This is a genomic window from Arthrobacter sp. StoSoilB22 (assembly GCF_019977315.1).
Classification (GTDB): domain Bacteria; phylum Actinomycetota; class Actinomycetes; order Actinomycetales; family Micrococcaceae; genus Arthrobacter.
On record NZ_AP024652.1, the window covers coordinates 4530484 to 4554426 of the forward strand.

Here is a 23943-nt window from a genome sequence, read left to right on the forward strand (position 1 = left end):
AGTTACAGTCCTACGCCTAGCCCAGGTACGCGCATTCTAAATATGTCCTTGAGGGCATATCTTGCCGCGTGATACCCGGACATTCCCGTCACTCCGGGCCCCGGCGGAGTAGACGAGGAACACAGGTACACGCCGGAAATGGGGGTTCGCCACGGCACGTTGGAGACCACCGGCCGTTGCACCAGGCCCCGCAGGTCCAACAGACCTGCACTGAAGTCTCCCCCAACATAGTTCTCGTTATATGCGGACAGTTCCGCCGCCGTCGTGGTCTTCGATGCCACCACGACGTCGCGGAAGCCAGGCGCGTAACGCTCAATGCGAGCCATGACGGCTTCGGCCATATCCACGGTGGAGTTCGCAGGTACGTGGCAATAGGACCACAGAACGTGGCGTCCTTCCGGCGCCCGGGTGGAATCAACCACCGATGGCTGGGACACCAGAACGTACGGCTCCGTTGGGTGTTTGCCCATGTCCACCAGATTTTCTGACTCGGCCATGGCCAGCCTCGAACCGCCAACGTGGACAGTCCCGGCCTTGGCCAATCCAGGGTCGCGCCACGGAACGGGTTCGGACAGGATGAAGTCCACTTTGCACGCTGCATTCCCAAATCGGAATGTTTCCAACGCCCGGCGGTAGCGGTCTGGAACTTCCGCACCACCCAGGCGCGCCAGAGTTGGCGGGGCAACATCCAGCAGTATCGCTTTAGCGGGCCGGACCTGGTCCAAGGAGTCCACACGCCCGCCCACCTGGATTGTGCCACCGTGGGCCCTGAGGTCGTCAGCCATTGCTGTGGCGATGGACATGGAACCGCCAACAGGAATCACCCAACCACCTGCGTGGGCCAGCACGCTGAGCAACAGTCCGGCACCCGTTGAACTGAGGGACGGTTGCGAGCCAAGGGCGTGGGACATCACACCCGTCAACAGGGCCGGTGCGGCATCCTCGCGGAATCGTCGCATCCAGAGCGGCGTTCCTTGATCCAGAGTGGCCAAACCGAACCTGACAGCCGCCATGGGATCCTTTGGAATGCGCAGGAGTTGGTTGGACGTAAACTCCACCACCCCGTCCACGCGCTCCAGCAGGGGCTGCAGCAGCCGACGGTACGCCTGCCCATCGACGCCCAGCTCCTGTACCGTTCGATCCAGGGATTGGTAGGCCAGGGCCGCCCCTCCACTGTCCAGCGGTGTCCCGTGCTGGACCTCCGGCAGCCGCAATTCCACGCGCTTCGACAACTCAAAAGCGCGGAAGAAGGGGGATGCCACAGCCATGGGATGCACGGCCGAACAGACGTCATAGAGATATCCGGGCTCCATCAACTCGCTGGTCCGCGATCCACCGCCGATCGCATCAGCTGCCTCGTAAAGGTGGACACTCAGGCCGGCGCGGGCCATCACCACTGCGGCGGCCAGGCCGTTGGGACCGGCGCCGACGACGGCGACATCAACCATCGCTGTTTACCTCCGTACGCTGGGGTGCTTTGGGATCGGTAGTCTCCACCGTAGCCCGGGGACGCCACGGCAGGACTGACCGTGACGGGCGGAACACATCGAGCCGCAACCAGTCCCGGGCACCGTCGAATGGTCCCCCATGCGGATCATCCTCGCCATGGGCGCGGAGTGGGTCTTGGGCGGGATCCCAGATATCCATCACCACCCGCGCCATGAGATAGGCGGTGGCAACCATGTGCAATCCCACGGCCAGCACGTAGTAGGACATGTCTATGTTGTGCTGGACGGAGCCGCCGCTGGTCGTTTGGCCCAAGTACATCCAGACGGCCGCCCAGTGCAGCCCCTCGGCCGCTTGCCAGATGAGGAAGTCGCGCCAGCGGGGCCGGGCCAGGGCAAGCAGCGGTATGAGCCATATGACGAACTGCGGGGAGTACACCTTGTTGGTCAGAATGAAGGCGGCAACCAGAAGGAACATCAGTTGGGCCAACCGGGGTCGCCGTGGGGAGCAGAGGGCCAAAGCACCAATAAGGACGCACGCGAGGACGAACAGGGACAGGGCCAGCGCGTTGACGGTTGCGCCGTCAATCTGAACCCAGCGAACCCGGTCAGCCACGAGGTTGTAAGCGAACCACGGTGAGCTGTACCCGGCAGGGCGGTTTTGGCTGAATTCGAAGAAGTATCCCCATCCCGATGGATTCAGTGCTGCTATGGGCAGATTCACTGCCAGCCAGGATGCCAAGGCTGTACCAGCAGTAATGAAGAATGAGCGCAGCTTGCCGGTGCGCAAAGCCAGCACCAGCACTGCACCAAGTAGGAGGACCGGATACATCTTGGTGGCCGCTCCTAAGCCGATGAACACACCGGCCAGGATCAGCTTGTCCCGCGAGAAGAAGTACATGGCCAGGGCCAGCAGTCCCACGGCCCACATGTCCCAGTTGATGAATCCGGCCAGAATGATCCCCGGGGCCACTGCCACCATGGCGGCGTCCCAGGGGCGGAGCCTGTTGATCCTTGCGGTCAGGAGCACCGTGACGATCCAAACGGCGACTATCAGTGTTGCGTTGATGTCGAAGTAGCCCAGCACGCGCTCGTTTCCAGCGCCTTGGCCGGGCACGAGCAGGGCCGTGATGCCGGCGATGACGCCCATCAGCACCGGGTATTCGAACAGGCTGCCTTGGGTGAAGAACGGAAGGGCACCGTCACCCAGGCCGCGGTTCCGGAAAAGCTCCGGAAAATCCGAATAGCACGTCGCATAGAACTGGCCGGGAGTCTCCCAGCCACGGACTCGGCAGTAGTCCTTGGCGAGCACAGCCAGCAGTGCAGCGAATACGGTGAGGATGATCAGGACGCGTTCCACAGTGAACGGACCGGACGCCACCTTCCCGGGGGAGGAGTGTTTCCCCAAGGGCCCGCCCACAAGTTCAGTGAAATTTCGAAGCAGGGAGTCACTGCGGCTTGGAACCACAAAGCGGGCACGTTTTTGCAGCCGGTGAGGCTTCGTATCCTGCATGGGATCGAGCTTACAGTCCTCCGGGGTTCCACAAGATGAGGAGTTCAGGGTTCCCCACGTTAAAAGGGGAGGAGCCCACGCGTAGCCGCGTGGGCTCCTTGAGGTTCAGCATGAATGTGTGGCATCTGAACTCCTTCGGGCTCAGCCGTTGGGCATCAGCGGATGAGTCCCATCTGGTGCAGGACAACGTAGACGTCTTCACGGCGCTGGTCAAGCAACTGGCCATTGAACAGGGTGCGGTCCTTGGGAGCATTGGTGCTCTTGACGAACCGCATTTCTTCAGGGCGTTTTCGCATGGTTCACCTCCTTTCGGGAGATATGTAGTCGGAATTTAGACGCACCAATTAGAGCCATATGAATTCACAAGAAATCCAGACTAAAAGGGCATAAATAACCGAGGCTAATAAAGGGGATTCGCGGACTGAACCCAAAAGGGATTCGTCGTGCAATAGCGCGTGCTTCCGGCAGCCGACCCAACAAGAAGCTGGTTCCGAACTATGGGGAAACTGCGCACCCGCGGCATGCTGCGTGGGTCCGCGCCTACAACTGACTACTCAGCCATCCAAAGATAGGAGGGCCTTAAGGAATACCGCCGGCAACAGGCCGGTCCGGTAATTCAGGAGTGGGTCAGAGAGCAAAAATGGCGCATGTCATCAGCAGAGGCCGGGGTAGCAGTGACGGTCAACTTCCGTCCGCTAGTCAAAGTAATCATTTTTCCCAACCTCCTTCCGGCCTTTACAGCCTGCTGTGGCATTGTCCCGGTTGACTGTACCGGTGAATGCGCGCCTTGTTCCCGGCGGGTCGCTCTGGGAACAAGATATAAGCTACCCCATGTAGCTGGAGTTTGACCAGCGAAATTAGCTAATTCGCCTAAATTTTCTTTAAATACGAGTTTTATAGTCCCCAACGCACAATTGCAGGCGTCCGCTTATCCCAGCCGAGGGTGCACACTTTGGCCGTTCCCAGAATGAAGTGTCGGCCTTCGCTTGCATCCATTTCGAGCCAGCGGGCGGTAAGTATGCGGGAGAAATGACCGTGGGCCACTATCAGAACGTTGTCCATTCCTGATTCCAGGACTCGTCCAATGATCTTGTCGGCCCGGGCAGCAACCTCATCCAGGGTTTCCCCGTTGGGGACGCCATCTGTCCAGATGAGGTAGTCCGGGTTGTCCTTGCGGATCAGGTCCGAGCTGATGCCTTCATAGTCGCCGTAGTTCCATTCCACTGCCAGCGGCTCATGGACGGCCTCCGGGTAGCCTGCGAGTTCTGCCGTGCGGCGGGCGCGGCGCAGCGGCGAGGTCAGGACGAGGTCGAAGTCGATGCCTTCCAGGACCTTGCGTGCCTCAACAGCCTGCTGCTCGCCCTCAACGGTGAGGGGAAGGTCAGTCAGACCGGTGTACTGGCCGCTTTTGGACCATTCGGTCTCGCCGTGGCGAAGGATCCAGAGTTGCGGACGCGGTGAAGTCGCATCGTTCATGAGGGCTCCTCAGTTTCGGTCAATGGCTCGACGACGGCGGACTCGGGTTGCGCTTCCCACCACGCCATGAGTTTCTCCTCGGCTTCCTCGGGGGACAGTGGTCCGTGTTCCATCCGCTCTTCCAGAAGGAACTTATAGGCCCTCCCCACCACGGGGCCAGGCTTCAGTCCCAGAAGCGCCATGATCTGCGCTCCGTCCAAGTCAGGCCGGACAGCCGCCAGTGATTCCTGTTCCAGCAGCTTCGAGATGCGGTGCTCAAGGTCATCGTAGGCGAACGACAGGCGGTCGGCCTTGCGTTGGTTACGCGTGGTGACGTCGGACCGTGTGAGGCGGTGGAGGCGTTCCAGCAAGGGACCGGCGTCGGTCACGTAGCGGCGGACTGCGGAGTCACTCCAGCCGGCATCGCCGTAGCCGTAGAACCGCATGTGGAGTTCCACCAGGCGGGAAACAGCTTTGATCGACTCATTGTCGAAACGCAGTGCCTTCATTCTCTTCGCCGTCAGCTTGGACCCCACAACATCGTGGTGGCGGAAGCTGACCGCGCCGCCCGGTTCAAAGCGGCGCGTAGCCGGCTTGCCGACGTCGTGCATCAACGCGGCGAACCGCAACACAAAGTCGGGGCCGGGAACCGGGCCGTCAGGACCCGTTTCCAAGGCAGCAGCCTGCTCCAACACCTGCAGCGAGTGCTGGTACACGTCCTTGTGCCGGTGGTGCTCGTCGGCTTCGAGGCGCAGCGCGGAAACTTCGGGGAGCACGAACTCAGCCAGCCCGGTGTCCACCAGGAGATCAATGCCCACACGGGGGTGCGCTCCATTGATGAGCTTGACCAGTTCTTCCCGGACACGCTCGGCGGAGATGATCTTGATGCGGTCGGCCATTTGGGACATGGCCAGCCGGACGTCGTCGTGGACCGACACGCCGAGCTGGGAAGCGAAACGGGCCGCGCGCATCATGCGCAAGGGATCGTCGGAGAATGATGACTCCGGGGCACCCGGCGTGGCGAGCTCCGAGGCGTGGAGGTCGCGGACGCCGCCGAACGGATCCACGAGTTCAAGGCTGGGCAGCCGCAGCGCCATGGCGTTGATGGTGAAGTCGCGGCGCAGGAGGTCGTCCTTCAGGGAGTTGCCGAACGCCACCACGGGCTTCCGCGAATCGGGATCATAAGCTTCTGCACGGTACGTGGTGATTTCGATCTGGAAACCACTCTTCTTCATCCCGATCGTGCCGAAAGCACGGCCGATTTCCCAGAAGTTGTCCGCCCACTTCTTGATGACGCCAATGGTCTGGTCCGGCGTTGCGTCGGTGGTGAAATCGAGGTCCGGGGATGTCCTTCCCAGGAAGAGGTCGCGCACAGGTCCACCCACCAGCGACAGCTCGAAGCCGGCATCGACAAAGCGCTGCCCGAGGTCGAGCACCACCGGGTCGATGGTGAAGTTAACTGAAGAGCTGTCCAATACGTGCGCCATAGTCCCTTAAGCTTGGCAGATTTTTACTCGGCAGTGGGCCACTGTTCCATGCGAAATCAGGCATGTGTCCACAGACCATCGCCCGTAGTCCATCTTGTGGCCATGTCCCGGTCATCACTCCGGGGCAAGAGTCGTTAGAGTGGACCTCATGGCCAACCCGATCCCGAGCGCTCCTGGCAGGAGGACAAACGCACCGTTGCCGTCGGCAATCGGTGCACACGTCGCGCCTGCCCAGCAGCACCCGGTGCAGGCCTCGCTTCCCACTGTGGAGGAAGTGTCAGCCGGCGGTGTCGTAGTAGACACGTCCGACGGCGAACTCCGGGTTGCGATCATCGCCCGCCTTAACAGGGGCGGCCGGCTTGAGTGGTGCCTCCCGAAGGGCCACCCGGAAGGTCGCGAGAACAACGAGGAAGCCGCTGTACGCGAGATCGCCGAGGAAACCGGCATCGAAGGCAGCATCCTGGCGCCCCTGGGCAGCATCGACTACTGGTTCACCGTGAGCGGCCACCGCGTCCATAAGACCGTGCACCATTTTCTTCTGCGGGCAACGGGTGGAGAGCTGACTATCGAGAATGATCCGGACCAGGAAGCCGTTGACGCCGCCTGGGTTCCCATCCAGGAACTGGCCCGAAAATTGTCCTTCCCGAATGAACGCCGCATCGCCGATTTGGCACGGGAAGTGCTGCCCGAACATCTCTGACCCGGGTACATGGGACGATAAAGGCGATGTCTGAAGCCAAAACCACCCAGTCCGTTCAGTCCGGAGAAGCACGTTCCAGCGCCATCATGGCCGCAGGAACGCTCGTTTCCCGGTTCCTTGGCTTCGCCAAAACGTGGATGCTCGGCGCCGCCCTCGGCCTGGGTTCCACCATCAATGACACGTTCATTAACGCGAACAACCTGCCGAACCTGATCTTCCTGCTGGTTGCCGGCGGCGTGTTTAACGCCGTCCTGGTCCCACAGATCATTAAGGCCAGCAAAGCCCCGGACCGCGGCGCGGACTACATCAGCCGCCTGCTGACACTGGCAGTACTGGTGCTTTTGGCGTTGACGGCGCTGGTGACACTGGCGGCACCCTTAGTCATCGACCTCACCACCCAGGGCTACTCCGAACAACAAAAAGCCCTGGCAGTGACCTTCGCTTTCTGGTGCCTACCCCAGATCTTCTTCTACGGGCTCTACGCCCTTCTCACGCAGGTGCTGAACGCCCACGGAGCGTTCGGCCCAGCCATGTGGGCCCCCATTCTCAACAACCTTGTGGCAATCGCAGGCCTGGGCATGTTCATTTGGCTTCTGGGCGAGAACGTCTACAACCCCCACACCCTGGACAATTGGGGGCCCACGCAGACGCTTCTGATTGCCGGCTTCTCCACTTTCGGTGTGGTCGCGCAGACTGCCATTCTCCTCATCCCCGTCTTCCGCCTGCGCCTCGGCCTGCGTCCGCGGTTCGGCTGGCGCGGCGTTGGACTCGGCCAGGCAGCAAAGCTGAGCGTCTGGACCCTGGCGACCGCCGCCGTCGGACAGTTGGCGTTCCTGTACGTCATGAGGATCGCCACCATTCCCGGTGCCGAGCGCCTCCGTCTGAGCAACGCGGGCAATACCGTGGCCGCGGCGGTTCTGCCCGGCAACGCCGTCCTGGAAGTCGCGAGCCAGCTCTACCTGTTGCCGCACTCGATCATCGCTTTGTCCTTGGCTACCGTTCTCTTCAACCGCATGACACGTGCATCGCAGGACGGCAACAAGGCCGAACTGCGGGATGCCCTGTCCCATGGCCTCCGCACTATGGCCGTTGCCACCGTTTTCGGTGCCTTGGCGCTGTTCGCGTTGGCCGGCCCGCTGGGAATGTTCTTCTCCGGTGGCGAGCCGCAGGACGGCGTCATGCTGGCGCAGACTCTCACCATCCTCGCGCTGAGCACACCGTTCCTGAGCGCCAACTTCATGATGTCGCGGGTGTTCTACGCCAACGAGGACGCCCGCACGCCCCTGTACGTCCAATTGTGGCTAGCTGTGATTTACGTGGTGGGCGCGTTCTTCATCCAGTTCCTTCCCGTGGGACAGATCATCTACGCGATCGCCATCCTCTACACACTGGGCAACATTCTCTCCGTGGTGATCAGCGTGGTGTTCCTGCGCCGCCTGCTCGGTCACCTCGACGGTCCCCGGATCGCCAATTCGTACATCCGCATGGGCTACGCAGGCTTGGGTTCCGCGCTTGCCGGCGCAGGGGCTCTGTGGCTTCTGGGAAGCTACCGTGCCGACGGCTTCGCATGGAGCAGCCGCCCGGCCGCCCTGGTGACCGTGGTGGTCGTCGGGCCTGTCATGCTCCTCGCATACCTAGTCCTCCTGCGCGTCTTCCACGTCACCGAACTGCGCGACCTCCTGCGTCCGCTCATGGGTCGTCTGGGTCGCGGTGTCCCCGCGCCCGTTGGCGCCCCCGCGGAACCCACGACGCCGGCACGCGCCACGGTCTCGGACGATACCGGTTTGATTCCGCGCATCTCCGGTGAGTTCGATGCCGCTTCCTTCAGGGCAGGGCCGGCGCTTGCACCCCAGCGCGCCGCCGAACCCACCGAAGACTCGCCCGAGGCGCCCAAGACGTATCTTCCTGAGGAGGACACGCCCAGCACAGCCCGTGGCGGCAAGTTCAAACCACAGGTCCCGCTGCCGGGTCGACGCACCTACCAGGGCGACGCCGGACAGAATCCTTACTTCCCCGCGCGTGGAAACCACAGGAAGTAAGCCGGTGCCGCCAACGTGGGCGGCGGACCTCAATCCGCTAGGCTAGAAACGAATATAGGTAGTTGCAGAAGTGGCACAACCGGTCAGCCGGGTGCGCCATGCGCAGGACCGCAGCTCCCGGACAGCCTAGGAGGAACACGTGTCCCACCCGATCGACGTCGGATCAGTACTTGGCGGCCGCTATAAGGTCACGGCCAATGTACTGACCTCGCATGACCAAGATCAGGTGCTCGACGGCGTGGACCAGGTCCTCAACCGTCCCGTGAGCATCCTTGTTGCCGGTCCTGGAAATGCTGAGCAAGTGGCCCAGAGCGCCCGCGAAGTAGCCACAGGGGAGCGTCCGGGCCACGTTCAGATTCTGGACCTTGGCATCAGTGAGAACACCACCTACCTGATCACCAACCACAGCACCGCCCCGGACCTCCTGGACCTGGTGGTTGCCACCAACCCGCCTTACATCGAGCCCTTCTTCACAGAGACGCTCGGTAGCGAAATCTTCGGGCAGCCGCGGACCTATGAGCCTGAGACGTACGACGGCCTGTACGAGGATGACGAGCACGAAGCCGAATACATCCAGTACGACGAAAACGGATACCCCATCCCGTCGGAGTATGACGAGCCGGAGTCTGAGTCTGCCGCGCCAACACGAGCAGCGCCGCACGTGCCGCCCATGCCTTCGTCCAGCCCGTCCTCGCCCAAGAGCGGCATCGCGGGCAAGCTCGCTGCGGCTGCAGCCGGAGCCGGGGCAGCGGGCGTTGCCGCCGCTGCGGCGCTGAAGCACGCGGGTTCCAAGAACAACGACGCCGGTGCTGCCGCGAACGGTTCTGCCGGTGCTTCCGGCGCTGGTTCTGCCAACGCTGGTTCTGCCGGAGCTGGGAACGGAGCGTCGCCTGCTACCGCGTCGCAGCCTCCCACCCAAGCCGTTTCCTCGCAAGCTGCCAGCCCTGAGCCTGCTACACGTGAGCCTGTCAGCCGCGATTCGCGTACGGAACCCAAGGTTTCGCTATGGTCCGAAGAGGACTACGGGTTTAGCGACCGAGGAGCAGCAGCTGGCTCTGCCGGTGCAGCTGCTGGTGGTTTCGGAAGCCGCGGCAACGGCTCCGGCTACGATCGGACGGCGAACACCTTCCCGGCATCCTCCGCTGTAACCGATGACTACGAGGACGAGGAAGTTTACGAGGATGATGCTCCTGAGAAGGAGCCGCGTTCCCTTCGCTGGCTGGTAGGTGGCCTCCTTGCCGCCGTTTTGGTGGTGGGACTCGTCCTTGCTGTCACCAACCTTGGCAGCCTCCTGCCGAGCGGGGCACCGGCTGCAACGCAAAGCACACCCGCGCCTCAGACCTCCGCCCCGGAGACTGAGGAGCCTGAGCCAACCGAGGCCCCGGCGCCTGCCGCGCCGCCGGCCATCGAAGGGATCACCCGCCTGGGCGACTTCCCCTTCGCTGCCACCTATGACAAGGACCTTGCCAGGGCCTTTGACGGCAACGCCGCCAGCTACTGGTCAGATATGGAATTTGCGTCGGCCAACTGGGGCGGGCTCTTCGAAGATATGCCGCTGGTGGTCAAGCTCAAGGAACCCACAGAGGTGAAATCCGTTGTCCTCAACCAGTTGGGTGGCTCCGGCGGTAGCATCAGCGTCTACACCAACGATCGTCCTGCCATGGATGGTGCCAAGCTGGTGGGAACCAACAGCTTCACATCACCTGAACTGACCATGCCGCTTGCGGCACCGACGCAGACCCAGTACGTCATTGTGGTCATCAGCGCCCTTCCCAAGCTAGCCGCCCCGAAGACGCGCTTCGGATTCGGTCTGCGCCTGGCAGAGGTCACCGTTCAGTAGCAGCACCCAACTAAGTAGCAGTTGAGGCCGTTTTGACTTATCAAAACGGCCTCTACTGCTACTCAGTTCAGTGTCACCGCTTAGATTCGCTACGCGTGCAGACGGTACCCTGAGTGATGGTGGCCTTCACGGTCCTCAACTCCAACGGAATATTTGGAACGCAACAGGGGTTGAGTCAGATGGCTGCCCCGAAAGCCGCAGCATCGACTAAGGAAGAGGTTCACGCCAAGTGAGCATTGCAGAAAACAGCGCATCGCAGGTGCGTGACGTCATCATCGTAGGTTCAGGCCCTGCCGGCTACACAGCCGCTGTTTACACCGCCCGTGCCAACATGAAGCCTCTGCTCATTGCCGGTTCGGTCACTGCTGGTGGCGAGCTGATGAACACCACAGACGTTGAGAACTACCCGGGTTTCCCCGAGGGAATCATGGGTCCGGACCTCATGGAGAACTTCGAGAAGCAGGCCGCTCGCTTCGGTACCGAGATCCTCTTCGAGGATGTCACCGCACTGGATCTCGACGGCGACATCAAGACCGTGACCATCGGGACGGGGGAGACCTTCCAGGCGAAGGCCATCATCCTGTCCACGGGTTCGGCATACCGTGAGCTCGGTCTGGCCAATGAAAAGCGCCTTTCCGGCCACGGCGTTAGCTGGTGTGCAACCTGCGACGGTTTCTTCTTCAAAGATCAGGACATTGCCGTGATCGGTGGCGGAGACTCTGCCATGGAGGAAGCACTGTTCCTTACCAAGTTCGCGAAGTCCGTTACGGTTGTCCACCGCCGCGATACCCTCAAGGCATCGAAGATCATGGGTGACCGTGCCCAGGCTCACGAGAAGATCAACTTCGTCTGGAACACGGCCGTTGAGGATGTGCTCGGCGAGGACAAGGTCACGGGCCTGAAGCTGAAGAACCTCGTGGACGGTACCGAGTCCGAGCTTGCAGTCACGGGCGTCTTCGTGGCTATCGGCAACGATCCCCGCACGGACCTGATCAAGGGCACGGTGGATCTGACTCCTGAGGGAACCATTGCTGTGGAGGGCCGTAGCTCCCGGACCAACATCAAGGGTGTCTTCGCCGCGGGCGATGTCATCGATCCCACCTACCGCCAGGCCATCACGGCTTCGGGTTCCGGTTGCGTGGCGGCCCTCGATGTTGAGCACTACCTCGCAGACCTGCACTCCTAAAGCTGCATCCAAGCAACCATACGAAGGGAAAAGTTATGAGCAACGCAAAAGACGTAACTGACGCAAGCTTCAGCACGGATGTCCTGGCTTCCGAGAAGCCGGTCATCGTGGACTTCTGGGCAGAGTGGTGTGGCCCCTGCCGCAAGCTCGGCCCGATCCTCGATGAGATCTCCGTTGAGTACAGCGACAAGGTTGACGTCGTGAAACTCAACGTCGACGACAACCCCGCCATCGCCGCAGAGTATGGCATCACCTCCATCCCTGCCGTGTACCTGTTCAGCGGGGGAGAAGTTAAGAGCACTGTCATCGGCGCCAAGCCGAAGCAGTTCTTTGAAAAGGAATTTGCGGACGTCCTGTCCTAACCATCGGACTAGCTGAGTCCGACGAGAACCGGCGGTTCCTGCTCCAGAAGGAGTGGGATCCGCCGGTTTTTTGCTGTTCACAGAGAAATGAACCAAAATGGGTCGTTTTCGCAATGGTCTTTCGCTGAGAGGCTTCCATTGCTTAGGGGAATTCGCGAGAATCTTCTCCTGACCTGGGGTAGGGAGAACTTCTTTACCTTCCCAGCAGTGATAGCCTCACAGCACACCGCGCACTTACATGGCCATTCGAAAGTCCGTTTTCTCGTCAAAGGCGGCTTGCACCGGCCCTCTCGCAAACCGATCCTCCCAAGCCCTATCCTCGAGTTCGAACGAAACCATGTGGTCCCTTGTTCATCTGATAGGGGTCCGCAGAGACTGTTGGGTGGGGCTCTTCTGACAGATGCTGAGCCCAATTTTCTAATACTGTCGATTCGCCGGGAGAGGTGTGACCAGGGGAGGGCTGAGTAGCCCGCAGAAAGCCCAGCGCTGCCGTTGATCTCTAAGGAGCACAAGCAAAGTTGTGTTGGGGGGTCGCGCCATTGACCTGCTCGTGAGCACGGGTAGTTCCAGGAAGCCTGAAGACGCGGATCAATTCACGGAGCACCTGCCTACTCAAGCGGAACATATGTTTCACGTGAAACAGCGAGGTGTCCGATCAACAAGCTTCCGACAAACCCGGCGATATCTCCTGCGGTCGACTATGAAATCGCGCCCGTTTCACGTGAAACAATGTCACCTGGTTACGACGTCAGGGACCTCATAGCGAGTCTTAGCCAACCGGGGTCCTTGGGCCAGGAGCCGTACGACGATATCCAGATAGTGGTGCGCCTTCCAGTCGTCAAAGCAACGTGCATTCTTCCCCTTTTCAAATCTCCGCTTGAAGATCAATTCGGCGCACTAGAGCATGAGCTACAGCAGATCTGGCAACGCAAAGCATGACTTCTCATCGATAAAAGCCCAAAATGCAGGGAACAACGACGGTGAGAAATCTAGTTGTCCACAGCAGTGTCGGGTACCTCGGCATCCTCAACCACCCACAATTACACAGCGCTTCGATTCCGGAGCGCTCCAGAGCTCTAGACGGGGATGCGGCCGGCTAGGGTGCTCTAACGCGCCTTGACGATGACCCTCTTCGCCGTCCACGCCGCCTTCTACAGCCTCGTTTAGGCTCAAGCACCCTGAATGCCTAGGACAGCTTGTAGAGCAAGGGAGGATCGTGCACAAGCGCCCTGTGGCTGCCATGCGGGGTGCAGGGGCCCTGGGCCACACGGCGCTGCAAGGGGCACTACAGCGCCTAGGGACCCTGCGTAACCATGGGGCACCCCAAGGGATGACAGAGCTGTTAAACGGATTGCCTCCGCCTATCCTTTCCTCACCCCGCCCAATTCCCGGTTTATCCCTGGCTTATCGTTGCGAAGGACAGGCTTATCAGCTACCCAAGGCAGTGAGTACCACAGGGCCTTACTGACTCTCTGTTGCTAGGGACGCATGGTCCGCACCGCTCCCGTGTCGCGCTTAACGTAGAGACCCCGCCCCAGCCCACCAGCTTTACACCGCCAGAACAACACCAGTTCGCTCCTAACGACTAAAGGAGAGGCAGTACCGTGGGGCGTGATGGGACCGCACGCATTCTTGTTTTGGCAGAAGGCAGCTGTTGCCGCGTCATTCACAGAACCAGCACGAGAACTGCCTTGAATCGGGCAAACCTTCTGGATTCGGTCCTCTTGCCCATCCGAACGGGCGACGAGTGCATGCCTGGAAAGTGCCGATGCGGGACAGTGTTTCACGTGAAACACAACATGAATCCAACTCCGCACCCCCAAGCTAGCCCCGAAGCTGAACCATCAGAGGAGTTCAGCGATCAGCAGACTTAACGACCAGTTAGTTGGTGTGACCTTCTCGCCAATCTGGGCATCAACCGACCCACTCCACCCATGGCACCGAATTGCCAGGAAATGAACGCTAAGTTCAGGATGCAGAGCACACCCTGCCCGATATCGCGATGGCGGTGGTATCCACATCTTGATTCAACCCCGCAGGCAATCCGATACCAGCGAAGCACTACGGATCTCTCCATCAGACTTCTATATGCCCTTTCTAACACCGATGTCAGAGCTTCTCCCCAACCCTCCGTCAGGGACCCCGCCCTTCGGCTTCAGCCTCACTCATGCAGAGTCATTCGTTGGCCGACCTCGAACGGCTGTCGTTCTTTCTGGTCCGCCGCTACTGCTCCACAGGGAAGGCTGTCTGCAAGCAGAGAGGACGCGGTCAAAGGCAGAGTCCAGTAGCCTTCTTCCAGAATGCACGGCCATCGTAGATGCGATGACAGTGCCCCAAAGCATTCAAGCTTCCAGCCTAGCTACTCGTTTTGGCGGACTCAGAGCATGCCCCCAGCGCCGCCCGTTCGCCGAAAGTGGTCAGCGACGAGTCGAATGTTTCACGTGAAACGAAGCGCCCAAGTAGATTACAGTTTCACGTGAAACGGGATGGGATGAATCGCAGGGTACGCCGACGTCATACGCGGGATTACTCCTAGACGCGGCTGTGGCGCAGGCCGTCGCTGGCCCCATGGGGCGCGGCTGTAACGCTTGGCCGAAGCACGATGCCTTGCTGGCCGGCATGCGTCCCACGCGCCGGCAGGTGCCCAAGGGGGTCTCCAGGGTATGTATCAGCTGCGGAGTGGCATCGATGAGTCCTGGACTCTGCAGGGCACGACGCTCCGATCACGTAGTGCAATGCCACCCCTACGCCAACATCATGAGCCCAAAATTCCATCGATACATCGGATGTATTTCACTATGCATTCGGAGGCTGGAGTATAGGACTAGACGAACGCATGGACCTGGGCGACTCTGCGTTCGACTCCTCATATCCAGCCTCAATTCAAGCGAGCACCAGAATTCTCAGAGGGGCAGGTGGACGGGCCTCGGTACAGCACGCGTAGCGTCAAGGATACCCGCCAGCCAGCATGAACTCGCATCCTGTAGTGCTCGTCAGCAGCAGCATCCCACCTCATCTTTGAGCAACTTATACACAGCGTTATCCACAGGCTTATCCACCGCGCATGATACACCCCACATTCGCCTCCCCTCGGAGCATGGTCACCTCGAAAGTGCGGCATGGTGCCGTCCCCCGTGGGGTGAATGCATTGCGCCCGGAAGCGCAGCGGGTAGGCCGCATTCGGGCCTGCAAATGCAATAGAAAGAGGGCTATTCCGGCAATATTGCGATCGAAAACACCATGGCCAATTCGGTTGCCAGTTGTTGGTCCTCAGTGTCGACCGTGACTCGATGATTCACATGAAGGCCTTGTTCGTCGTGGGGGATGCGCCCGACGAGAATGCGCATCCTTCCATATAGTTATCCCCATAGTTATCCACAACGATATCCACCGGGATATCCACCGTCGGCAGAGGGTCTGCGAAGCCTCCAAGACCACCCTGCCGAGCCGTTCGCGAAGTGTTTCACGTGAAACACTGTTGACGTGCCCGCGCCAGCAGTCTCGATGGTGACGCTATGCCATGCCGGTTCTGTCAAAGCACGGGAATGACCACCGCCTCCATCACCTCCATCACCTCCATAGGCAGTCGACGGCGTGACGCCACGTCACGTGAATCCACTGAGCAACGTCGGACCTATTGTGGGAACAATCACTACGTTGCCTTGTGCTCGCTCAAGCATTTGACCGAGGCCTGGCCGGCTCTCAGTACGCTATGTCCCCCCCAGTCGTCAGCCGTGACACTGATGTGGCCCAGAGATAGTCAATTGAGAGCTCTAAGAGAGACTCGGTATGCGTCTTGTAGTCACCCGACCATGATCTAGGGCCTTCGTCCAAGTTACCCCTGATGAGATCGACGGATACCTTGACGGTACTCCAGACCGACATACCCGCATGAGCGCATGGCCGCTTGGGGGCATGGGCTTGAACGACCACGTACGCCCAGGCCCGGGGGAGCATTCCGTCCACCACGCTTCGTACGCTGGCGCTTGCGTTTTCTGTCAGGCATAGGGCAGTTTGACAAGTGTGGCGCACCTGGCATCACGGCATCCCGGAGAAGCCATACTGATCCAACGGCACCAGGTGAAACCGGCTCTCCGTCACTGTGAAATGGGAGGCTGCTTGGTCGAAGCCCACAATCGTATCCATCGCGGTTGCCGGGAGAGTGGGCGGGCCGGCGAGGTATCTTTTCCGCACTTTCTCCACGAACTGTCCCCCTACGCGTCATGCCTTTGGTTCCTAGCCAGTCATAGGCACAGTAGTTGGCCGCAACACGAGACGGAGTCCATGGGAGCCTCCTCCGGTAAGGCCTCCTTACACGAATGAATGTCCACATCACGACCCTCTCACTGGGGGTGTCAGAACCTCCGCGCCCGCGTTAGGTCACGACGCTCCTCAACGCTTTACTGCTACCGATCCACTAAAGTTTAGGTAAAACCAGATGAGCCCAGATTGTTTCACGTGAAACGGTGTGCTGATCTACACCGGACGGGCTTCCGTTTGACTCGAAACGCTGGCGCCTGCGGGGGATTCACCGATCTTTGGCATCCACCGAATCAAGGAATGCGTACTACGAGCTCTCAGAGTCGGATTTCCTCAACGTTCAACTCCAGTAGGGTCGCATCTCTGGGCCATGCGTCGACGCCCCGCTTCACGTGAAACATCCCCCTGTAACTTCCCTCCGAGATGTAAACGCCCACTGCCTGACCACCCGGGACGGAGGGGGCCAAATCGGAGCCCGGACCGCCGCTTACACCTACTCCTGGGAGTACCGGAAGACTAAGACGGGGCACGCCATTGATGGACTCGTTATCAGCGTTGGTACCCAGAACGCCACCACAAGTGCAGAGCCGATCGTTCCCGGCACTAGACCCGGCGAAGTATCCCAGTCTCCTCCTGTGTTGGCACTGGGTGGCCACACAGAGAGCGACCTGCTCTCCGAGGGATTGTCACTTCTTTCCAAACCTAGATTCGATTCCCTGAAACCCAATGAGGTCCGGAGAGCCATTCGAAGAATGCTCACTGATTTCGTAAAATAGGATCCACCTCACCCTAGGAACCGTTGCGATGTTTCACGTGAAACAGGGTAAGAGGGGGCTGACTCCCGGCCTCGCTCGCGTCCATCTGTGCCTTAGAACCTGCACCACACCCGAACTGTACCCAAAGCCCATCTAAACCCGACAGGAAGCGACCATTTTGGCCTCGGCCATCCATCAATCCTTCGTACCAATGAAGGCAACTAGCGAACCGCGGGTCACTGTTCCGTAGATGACATGGCCGACCAGGACCGAACTCCTGTAGGTTCGGTGCCATGCCGGACAACCGACAGACCCCTAATAGCTCGTTCAGTACACAGGCCCACCTCAACGCGTATACAGCCTATACGGGTGCTAACCCGACTTGTGGCACTCAGTGTCCGCTTGGGGCACCTTGAGGCATTCTGACATCCACTGGGCGCTAGTGCTGGTCCAGGAGAATGCGTGCAGCCAAATGACTCCCGCCTGCCTGCCTCGTTCCCCCGGGACCCCATGCACCAGATTGAACTATTCTCGAAATGCGCCATACGCCAGCCACATTTCGCACGGAATGCCTATGCTGGCGGCAATCCGTCCGCGTAGGCGTATTTACCAGCGGTCCTTAACCGAAGGGGACACATAGTTTCACGTGAAACACTCAACCCATAAGTCGGGCGGAAAGTACCCGAGCAGAGCAATTATCGAAGTTGCACACTTAACAAAAAATGGGGCCCACACCGTAGGTGAGCCCCATTCAGTTGAACTGCTAAGAATTAGTCGTCGGCTCCCGGCCCCAGAACGTCCATAATCCGGTTAAGATCTTCCACGCTGGCGAACTCAATACTGACCCGCCCTTTTCGTGCACCCAAAGTGATCTTCACGTTAGTATCCAAACGGTCCGAGAGTGATGATGCCAGGTAGTCCAGACGCTCGTGCCGGGCATTGGGCTTAGGGATGCTGCTCTTGGCCGGCGCGGTGGGATCCTGGTAAAGTGCAACCGACTCTTCGGTAGCGCGGACTGACATGCCCTCGGCCACGATCTTCTGTGCCATTCTTTCCATGGCTGCAGCATCAGGGAGCGATAGCAGAGCGCGTGCATGCCCAGCAGACAGCACGCCGGCAGCCACGCGGCGCTGAACCAACGGCGGGAGCTTGAGCAGACGGAGTGTGTTGGACACCTGTGGACGGGAACGGCCAATTCGGTCGGCCAACTGCTCGTGCGTGGTACCGAAGTCCTCCAGAAGTTGCTGGTAAGCCGCAGCCTCTTCGAGGGGGTTCAGCTGGCTACGGTGGAGGTTCTCAAGGAGAGCATCGCGAAGGAGGTCATCATCCGTGGTGTCACGGACAATCGCAGGGATCGTGTCGAGTCCTGCGGCCTGGACGGCACGCCATCGACGTTCACCCATGACCAGCTCATACGGTTCTCCACCCTTTTCGGTTGAAGTACGTACAACAATTGGCTGGAGGACGCCGATTTCACGCACGGAGTGCACGAGCTCGGCCATGTCATCTTCATCGAAGACTGAACGAGGCTGTTTGCGGTTCGGATGAATGTCGCCCACGGGGATCTCGGCAAATCGAGCCCCGGGAACTTCCACCAATTCTACCTGGGGAGCTGACTGTGCCGGGGGCGTGGTAGGTGCGGCTGACGCCGTCGAGCCTTCTGAGTCGGCGGCCGTCTTATTGGCGGCTGACCGTGAACCGGAAGCTTTGCCGGCAGTTTTGGAAGGTGAAGTAGTTTTGGCGCGGGAAGGCTCTGTCGCCCCGGCTTTGGTGCGTGATGTTGCAGCTGCGCCCTCATCCGCAGCGGATGCGGGGGACGTCTTCTCAGCAGCCGGCTTGGAATCAACAGCACTCGAATCCTCGAGTAAGGTCTCTACGGTGGTCTCCGCAGTCTTTCTCGCCTCCGGGAAGAACAGATCCACCGGACGGGAGGGTGCGGCACCATTTCCCTGGGCCGAGGCCGAGCTAGGAATGAGAGCCCCAAGACCCCTGCCGAGGCCCCTTCGCTTTTCGCTCATTGATTCATCCCTCCGATGGAATAGCTGAGCACGGATCGGCCCAAGCTGTTGCAGTGTTTCAAGAATTCTAGCGTTCGGCTATTTCGGCTGCGGCTTCCATGTAGGAAAGCGCGCCGCTCGAAGAAGGATCGTACGTCATGACGGTCTGCTGGTAGCTGGGGGCCTCAGAGATACGTACCGACCTCGGAACGACAGCACCCAGGACTTGGTCCGGGAAGTGCTGGCGAACCTCGGAGGCTACCTGCGCAGCCAGGTTGGTGCGACCGTCGTACATGGTCAAGAGGATAGTAGAAACCACCAGGTCAGCATTAAGGTGCTTCTGAATCATCTCAATATTCTTCAGGAGCTGGCTCAGGCCTTCGAGTGCGTAGTACTCGCATTGAATGGGAATAAGGACTTCACTGGCGGCGCAGAATGCGTTGACCGTCAACAGCCCAAGGCTGGGCGGGCAGTCAATGAAGATGTAGTCCAGGCGACCTTCGCCGTCGTTCTCCCGCTCCTTGGCGTAGACGTCAATGGCGCGCCGGAGCCTCTGTTCACGGGCAACAAGCGAAACCAGCTCAATCTCAGCTCCAGCCAAGTGAATAGTGGCGGGTGCGCAGATGAGGTTTGGAATGTCAGGGCATGGGGCCACAACATCCCTGAGTGGAAGATCATTTATCAGAACATCGTAAATACTGTCCACGTCAGCGTGGTGTTCGATGCCCAAAGCAGTAGATGCGTTGCCTTGGGGATCGATGTCGATTACCAACACGTTGAGGCCGGCAGATGCCAATGCGGCGGCAATGTTCACCGTAGTGGTGGTCTTGCCGACGCCGCCCTTTTGGTTGGAGACCGTGAAGATTCGGGTCCTACTCGGCTTGGGCAGCTCCCTGCCGATCAGCCGTTCGCGCCTACGGGTCTCGTTAGCCAGCTGACGTGCGATGGGGCTGGAATCATCGATGGAATCCATGACGTTACGCACTCCATCTGAGACCGTTTCACGTGAAACGGCAGCATTATCAACCGAATCTGTACGCACAATCGCAGACTGAAGAGATGCGGAGGGTGTAGCCATGGCCCGCGCGGACCCCAGAGACATAAACGGGGGGATTCGCTGCGTGGAGGTTTCACTACTGCCCACTGGTCACACTCTCACTCTCATTCGGCGCTTTGCTGCCGTTCTCTAGCCTAACCGCTCAGCCGCCGACACGCGGGAAACCGGGCGGGACCTACGCCGTCTTTCCGGGCTTGTTGACGATGATCCTCACCACGGTGGTGGGTTCCTCCAAAAGCTCCTGTCCGCAAACCACAACTGACGTGTCCACGCCACCGAGTTTGCGGATAACTTTCCTGGCCTTCTCGATCTCTTCACCGGCACTGCGTCCCTTGATGGCAACAACTTCGCCGTGGCCATTCAGAAGGGGGATAGTGAGACCGGCCAAGTTGGAAAGCGCAGAAACGGCCCGGGCGGTCACAACATCCGCGTCCACCATTCCAACTGCCAGCTCAGCCCGCGTCCTCATGATGGTGACGTTGTTCAAGCCGAGGTCATCCACCACTTCCTGGAGCCAAATGACACGCCGTTCCAGCGGTTCGATCAATGTCAGTTCAAGGTCCGGGCGGGCAATGGCAAGGCAAAGGCCTGGAAGGCCTGCACCGGATCCGACGTCGGCAACGTGGCTGTCCATGGCGATGGCGGACTCAATAACTGCACAGTTCAGGACATGGCGGCTCCACAGACGTGGAATCTCGCGCGGCCCTATGAGCCCACGCTCGGTACCCGATGTAGCCAAGTGTTCCACGTAACGCTTGGCAAGATCCAAGCGCTCCCCAAAAATCTTCTCTGCCGCTTCCAGTTCAGCTGCGGTGATTTCTACCATGAGCTGCTAGTCGGCCGAAACGACGATGTGGCGGCCAGCGCCTTCGCCTTCGGACTCGGAGACGTATCCGAGGTCAGCAACGACGTCGTGGACGATCTTGCGCTCGTAAGCACTCATCGGCTCCAGGGCCACAGTTCCGCCATCAGCCTTGACCTTGGCCACGGCATCCTCGGCAATCTTCTGGAGCACGCCAGCGCGTTCCTTACGGTAGCCGTTGATATCCAGGACGAGGCGGGAACGGCTCTCCGTAGCAGACAGAACCGAAAGGCGGGCCAGTTCCTGCAATGCTTCCAGGACTTCTCCGTCGCGTCCTACGAGGCTGTCCAAGGCAGCAGACTCTTCATCAGCACCGATGGAGATGTATGTGCGCCCGTTGCGGACCTCGATGTCGATGTCGCCGTCGATGTCGGCGATATCCAAGAGTTCCTCAAGGTAATCGGCGGCAATGTCGCCTTCCTCTTCCAAGCGGCTGGCCGTCTTGGACTGGGTCTCTTCCGTGGAGACTTCCTGCTCCTCAGTCACAGGGACAATAACTTCTTCAGTGCTCTCGGCAGACATTACTTCTTCTTCCTGTTCTTACGTTGTGGCTGGACGCGCTGAGCCCTGATTTCGGCGGCTGCCGCAGCAGCAGCTTCGGCTTCTGCGGCGGCGTCCGCGGTCTTCTTGCCACCCAGCAGGGGCGGGAGGCCCTTGGCGGCACGGCGCTCCTCCAGTGCCTTAGCGGCGGGGGAACCCGGGGTGGGCATACGGCGGATGACGAAGAACTGCTGGCCCATGGTCCACAAGTTGGTGGTGGTCCAGTAGATAAGGACACCGATGGGGAAGTTGATGCCACCGATACCGAACACGAGCGGCAGGATGTAAAGCATCATTTTCTGCTGGCGCATGAACGGGCTGGCCATGGCCTCTTCGGACATGTTCTTGGCCATGATCTGCTTCTGCGTGATGAACTGCGAGGCCGTCATGGCAACGATCATCACGATGGAGAGAATCCAGACTGCAACCTCGTTGCCACCGGCACCACCGTGAAGCAGGGAAGCAGACAGCGGGGCACCGAAGATGCTGGATTCGTCGAACTGGACAACCTGGTCGGCGCTCATTGCCCCGATGCCCTTGCCGCTGTTGCGGGCCGCGGTGATACCGGACAGCACCTGGAACAGCGCGAAGAAGAACGGCATCTGGATCAGCATCGGCAAACATGCCGAGAACGGGTTGGTCCCGTGCTTCTTGTAGAGAGCCATCTGCTCCTGCGCCATGGCCTGGCGGGAGAGCTGATCGGTCTTGCCCTTGTATTTGGTCTGAAGTTTCTTCAGGTCAGGCTGGAGCAGCTGCATGCCGCGCTGGGCTTTGATCTGCTTGACGAAGACAGGAATCAGGGCGGCACGGATCACCAACACGAGGCCGATGATGGACAGAGTCCACGTCCAGCCGTTCGCGGCGGGCAGGCCAATGAAGCTCAGTCCCTCGTGGAAGCCAACCATGATGATTGACACCAGCCACTTGAACGGAAACATGATTGTTTCAAAGAAGTCCATACGATATCCCTATTCGTTAGGCCGCAGAGCGGCCTTCTTCATCAGCCTGAACAGCCAGGAACTGGTCCGGATTGTTCAGTACAACAATTGTGGGCGTCCGGCCTTCAGGCCAATGACGGTGGCCGGCGGGGACGTGGTCCACTCCACCGGCATTCCAAGGATGACATTTGGCGAGCCTTTTGGCTGCGAGCCAGCTGCCCTTCACGGCGCCATGCACCGTTACTGCTTCCAGCGCATATGCGGAGCAGGAGGGAAAGAAACGGCAAACCTGGCCGTACAGGGGCGAGATGACCTTGCGGTACGTCTTCAGTAAAAGAATGAGGATGTTGCGGGGCAGCTCCCAGAGGAACATACCTACCGCCGCCGGAAGGCTCCTATGCGGAACCTTGCCGGAGGGGTCGTTTGAGGAAGGAACGACGGCGGTGCTTATGTCATGCACGCGGTGTCCCTTCCGTAGTGGTGCCGTTGTGTTCAGTCGAAGCGTTGCGTGGACCTGAGCCACTCAATCGCTTCGTCGTCACTGCCAGTGCGGCGTTGTAGTCCGAGAGCAGCTGCTCCCAGCTGGCTGTTGCAGCTGCGGGCAGCGCCCGGACTACTACCGCCAGACCCGTTCCATGCGTGTGCAAGGACAGGGCGCCTGCTTCTCTCAGTCTCCTCTTAACGAGGTTCCTGGTCACGGCGTTCCCGACGGCTTTGGAGACAATGAAGCCGATTCGACTCGGCTCCCCGGCCCCTATAGAGGCCGTATATAACACTAAGTTCCGGCGTCCATTGCGGACGCCGGAACGTACAGTTGTTGAAAAGTCGGTAGACGTCCGCAGACGGTTAGGGGTGGCTAGCACCGTCGAACCCGCAAAAAGACCCTGACCGACAAGTCAGTTATTTACGCCGACAGTTCGACGCGGCCCTTGCCGCGACGGGCAGCCAGGATGGCGCGGCCGGCACGGGTGCGCATACGAAGGCGGAAGCCGTGCTTCTTGGCCCGACGGCGGTTATTCGGCTGAAAAGTCCGCTTGCTCACGTTAGTTACTCCAGTGGATCAAAGGTGCGCCCACCCGATCAAAAAAGGGGAAGAACTGGCCGACGCTAAGTTTTGTATGTGCCTGCCGCCGTTGCCTTCCGCACGGTGAACGTACGGAGTTACAACTGATCTCAAAAGCGGACACAAAGGACTTCACAACGTTAGGGCAAAAAGGCACCCCCAGTCAAACCGGGAGCCTTCTGCGGGGCTATCCACAGCTGTGCCCAACCGTGGTTCCCAGCCTGTGGATGAAGTGGCTCACAGGCCGCTTTCCGGAACAACAACGGTGTAATTATCCACAGGCAACTTCCCAGCTATCTTCTAGCGATTTCATCCCCTAGAGTGGCTCAGTAGCCCAATGTCCACCCGCTGTGTATAACTCTGTGGATTATCGCCCAGAACAGCGCCGCCGGAGAGACTTCGGCTGCCAGCAACGCCGGCAAGCAAGTATTTAGGAACTGATTG

At 59.9% G+C, this 23943-nt stretch carries 18 protein-coding genes; 5 read left to right on the top strand and 13 right to left on the bottom strand.

Features of this window, described 5'->3' with window-relative positions; genetic code table 11:
* Positions 1-2: 2 nt before the first annotated feature.
* The 5 genes from LDN70_RS21015 to LDN70_RS21035 form a co-directional block, all read right to left on the bottom strand.
* Positions 3-1448, bottom strand: coding sequence for a phytoene desaturase family protein (locus tag LDN70_RS21015; RefSeq protein ID WP_223941324.1), 1446 nt, complete (start codon positions 1446-1448; stop codon positions 3-5).
* Positions 1441-2958: a glycosyltransferase family 87 protein gene (locus LDN70_RS21020; protein ID WP_223941325.1), complete on the bottom strand. Its 1518-nt coding sequence runs from the start codon at positions 2956-2958 to the stop codon at positions 1441-1443. Before LDN70_RS21020 ends, LDN70_RS21015 begins: the two co-directional genes overlap by 8 nt.
* 155 nt (positions 2959-3113) lie before the next feature.
* Positions 3114-3254 carry a hypothetical protein gene (locus LDN70_RS21025; protein ID WP_166841991.1) on the bottom strand — a complete coding sequence of 47 codons (141 nt, stop codon included), beginning with the start codon at positions 3252-3254 and terminating at the stop codon, positions 3114-3116.
* Between the two features lie 598 nt (positions 3255-3852).
* Positions 3853-4434, bottom strand: a complete 582-nt coding sequence (locus LDN70_RS21030; RefSeq protein WP_223941326.1) for a histidine phosphatase family protein — start codon at positions 4432-4434, stop codon at positions 3853-3855.
* Positions 4431-5900 (bottom strand): CCA tRNA nucleotidyltransferase, encoded by a 1470-nt coding sequence (locus LDN70_RS21035; protein WP_223941327.1) that lies wholly within the window; start codon positions 5898-5900, stop codon positions 4431-4433. The genes LDN70_RS21030 and LDN70_RS21035 overlap by 4 nt, the downstream gene beginning before the upstream one ends.
* 196 nt (positions 5901-6096) lie before the next feature.
* Between LDN70_RS21035 and LDN70_RS21040 the strand changes: the two genes are divergently transcribed.
* The 5 genes from LDN70_RS21040 (at position 6097) to trxA (ending at position 12027) form a co-directional block, all read left to right on the top strand.
* Positions 6097-6600 carry an NUDIX hydrolase gene (locus tag LDN70_RS21040; protein WP_026005276.1) on the top strand — a complete coding sequence of 168 codons (504 nt, stop codon included), beginning with the start codon at positions 6097-6099 and terminating at the stop codon, positions 6598-6600.
* Positions 6601-6626: 26 nt separating this feature from the next.
* On the top strand, positions 6627-8639 hold the full coding sequence (murJ, locus tag LDN70_RS21045) for a murein biosynthesis integral membrane protein MurJ (protein WP_223941328.1): 2013 nt from the start codon (positions 6627-6629) through the stop codon (positions 8637-8639).
* A gap of 139 nt (positions 8640-8778) precedes the next feature.
* Positions 8779-10479, top strand: a complete 1701-nt coding sequence (locus LDN70_RS21050) for an ABC transporter substrate-binding protein (RefSeq protein ID WP_223941329.1) — start codon at positions 8779-8781, stop codon at positions 10477-10479.
* Positions 10480-10708: 229 nt separating this feature from the next.
* On the top strand, positions 10709-11665 hold the full coding sequence (trxB, locus tag LDN70_RS21055) for a thioredoxin-disulfide reductase (RefSeq protein WP_223941330.1): 957 nt from the start codon (positions 10709-10711) through the stop codon (positions 11663-11665).
* 35 nt (positions 11666-11700) lie between these two features.
* Positions 11701-12027: a thioredoxin gene (gene trxA, locus LDN70_RS21060; protein WP_024818839.1), complete on the top strand. Its 327-nt coding sequence runs from the start codon at positions 11701-11703 to the stop codon at positions 12025-12027.
* 5785 nt (positions 12028-17812) lie between these two features.
* Here trxA and LDN70_RS21065 read toward each other — a convergent pair.
* The 8 genes from LDN70_RS21065 to rpmH form a co-directional block, all read right to left on the bottom strand.
* Entirely contained in the window at positions 17813-19060 is a 1248-nt protein-coding gene (locus LDN70_RS21065) for a ParB/RepB/Spo0J family partition protein (RefSeq protein WP_223941331.1), read from the bottom strand.
* A gap of 67 nt (positions 19061-19127) precedes the next feature.
* Positions 19128-20183 carry a ParA family protein gene (locus LDN70_RS21070; RefSeq protein WP_223941332.1) on the bottom strand — a complete coding sequence of 352 codons (1056 nt, stop codon included), beginning with the start codon at positions 20181-20183 and terminating at the stop codon, positions 19128-19130.
* Between the two features lie 88 nt (positions 20184-20271).
* Positions 20272-20922 carry a 16S rRNA (guanine(527)-N(7))-methyltransferase RsmG gene (gene rsmG, locus LDN70_RS21075; RefSeq protein ID WP_166842619.1) on the bottom strand — a complete coding sequence of 217 codons (651 nt, stop codon included), beginning with the start codon at positions 20920-20922 and terminating at the stop codon, positions 20272-20274.
* A 6-nt stretch (positions 20923-20928) separates the two neighbouring features.
* Positions 20929-21480, bottom strand: a complete 552-nt coding sequence (locus tag LDN70_RS21080; RefSeq protein ID WP_142937301.1) for a Jag family protein — start codon at positions 21478-21480, stop codon at positions 20929-20931.
* Positions 21480-22457 carry a membrane protein insertase YidC gene (gene yidC, locus LDN70_RS21085; RefSeq protein WP_062072211.1) on the bottom strand — a complete coding sequence of 326 codons (978 nt, stop codon included), beginning with the start codon at positions 22455-22457 and terminating at the stop codon, positions 21480-21482. Before yidC ends, LDN70_RS21080 begins: the two co-directional genes overlap by 1 nt.
* A gap of 16 nt (positions 22458-22473) precedes the next feature.
* Entirely contained in the window at positions 22474-22959 is a 486-nt protein-coding gene (gene yidD / locus LDN70_RS21090) for a membrane protein insertion efficiency factor YidD (protein WP_142937299.1), read from the bottom strand.
* Positions 22889-23299: a ribonuclease P protein component gene (gene rnpA / locus LDN70_RS21095; RefSeq protein WP_142937298.1), complete on the bottom strand. Its 411-nt coding sequence runs from the start codon at positions 23297-23299 to the stop codon at positions 22889-22891. Before rnpA ends, yidD begins: the two co-directional genes overlap by 71 nt.
* A 41-nt stretch (positions 23300-23340) precedes the next feature.
* A complete protein-coding gene (gene rpmH, locus LDN70_RS21100; protein WP_011776797.1) occupies positions 23341-23478 on the bottom strand; it encodes a 50S ribosomal protein L34 in 138 nt (45 codons plus the stop codon).
* Between the last annotated feature and the right edge of the window lie 465 nt (positions 23479-23943).

Coding starts and splice junctions, on each gene's coding strand:
- LDN70_RS21015 (WP_223941324.1), bottom strand. CDS start 1,448: ATGGTTGATGTCGCCGTCGTCGGCGCCGGTCCCAACGGCCTGGCCGCC.
- LDN70_RS21020 (WP_223941325.1), bottom strand. CDS start 2,958: ATGCAGGATACGAAGCCTCACCGGCTGCAAAAACGTGCCCGCTTTGTG.
- LDN70_RS21025 (WP_166841991.1), bottom strand. CDS start 3,254: ATGCGAAAACGCCCTGAAGAAATGCGGTTCGTCAAGAGCACCAATGCT.
- LDN70_RS21030 (WP_223941326.1), bottom strand. CDS start 4,434: ATGAACGATGCGACTTCACCGCGTCCGCAACTCTGGATCCTTCGCCAC.
- LDN70_RS21035 (WP_223941327.1), bottom strand. CDS start 5,900: ATGGCGCACGTATTGGACAGCTCTTCAGTTAACTTCACCATCGACCCG.
- murJ (WP_223941328.1), top strand. CDS start 6,627: ATGTCTGAAGCCAAAACCACCCAGTCCGTTCAGTCCGGAGAAGCACGT.
- trxA (WP_024818839.1), top strand. CDS start 11,701: ATGAGCAACGCAAAAGACGTAACTGACGCAAGCTTCAGCACGGATGTC.
- LDN70_RS21065 (WP_223941331.1), bottom strand. CDS start 19,060: ATGAGCGAAAAGCGAAGGGGCCTCGGCAGGGGTCTTGGGGCTCTCATT.
- rsmG (WP_166842619.1), bottom strand. CDS start 20,922: ATGGTAGAAATCACCGCAGCTGAACTGGAAGCGGCAGAGAAGATTTTT.
- LDN70_RS21080 (WP_142937301.1), bottom strand. CDS start 21,480: ATGTCTGCCGAGAGCACTGAAGAAGTTATTGTCCCTGTGACTGAGGAG.
- yidC (WP_062072211.1), bottom strand. CDS start 22,457: ATGGACTTCTTTGAAACAATCATGTTTCCGTTCAAGTGGCTGGTGTCA.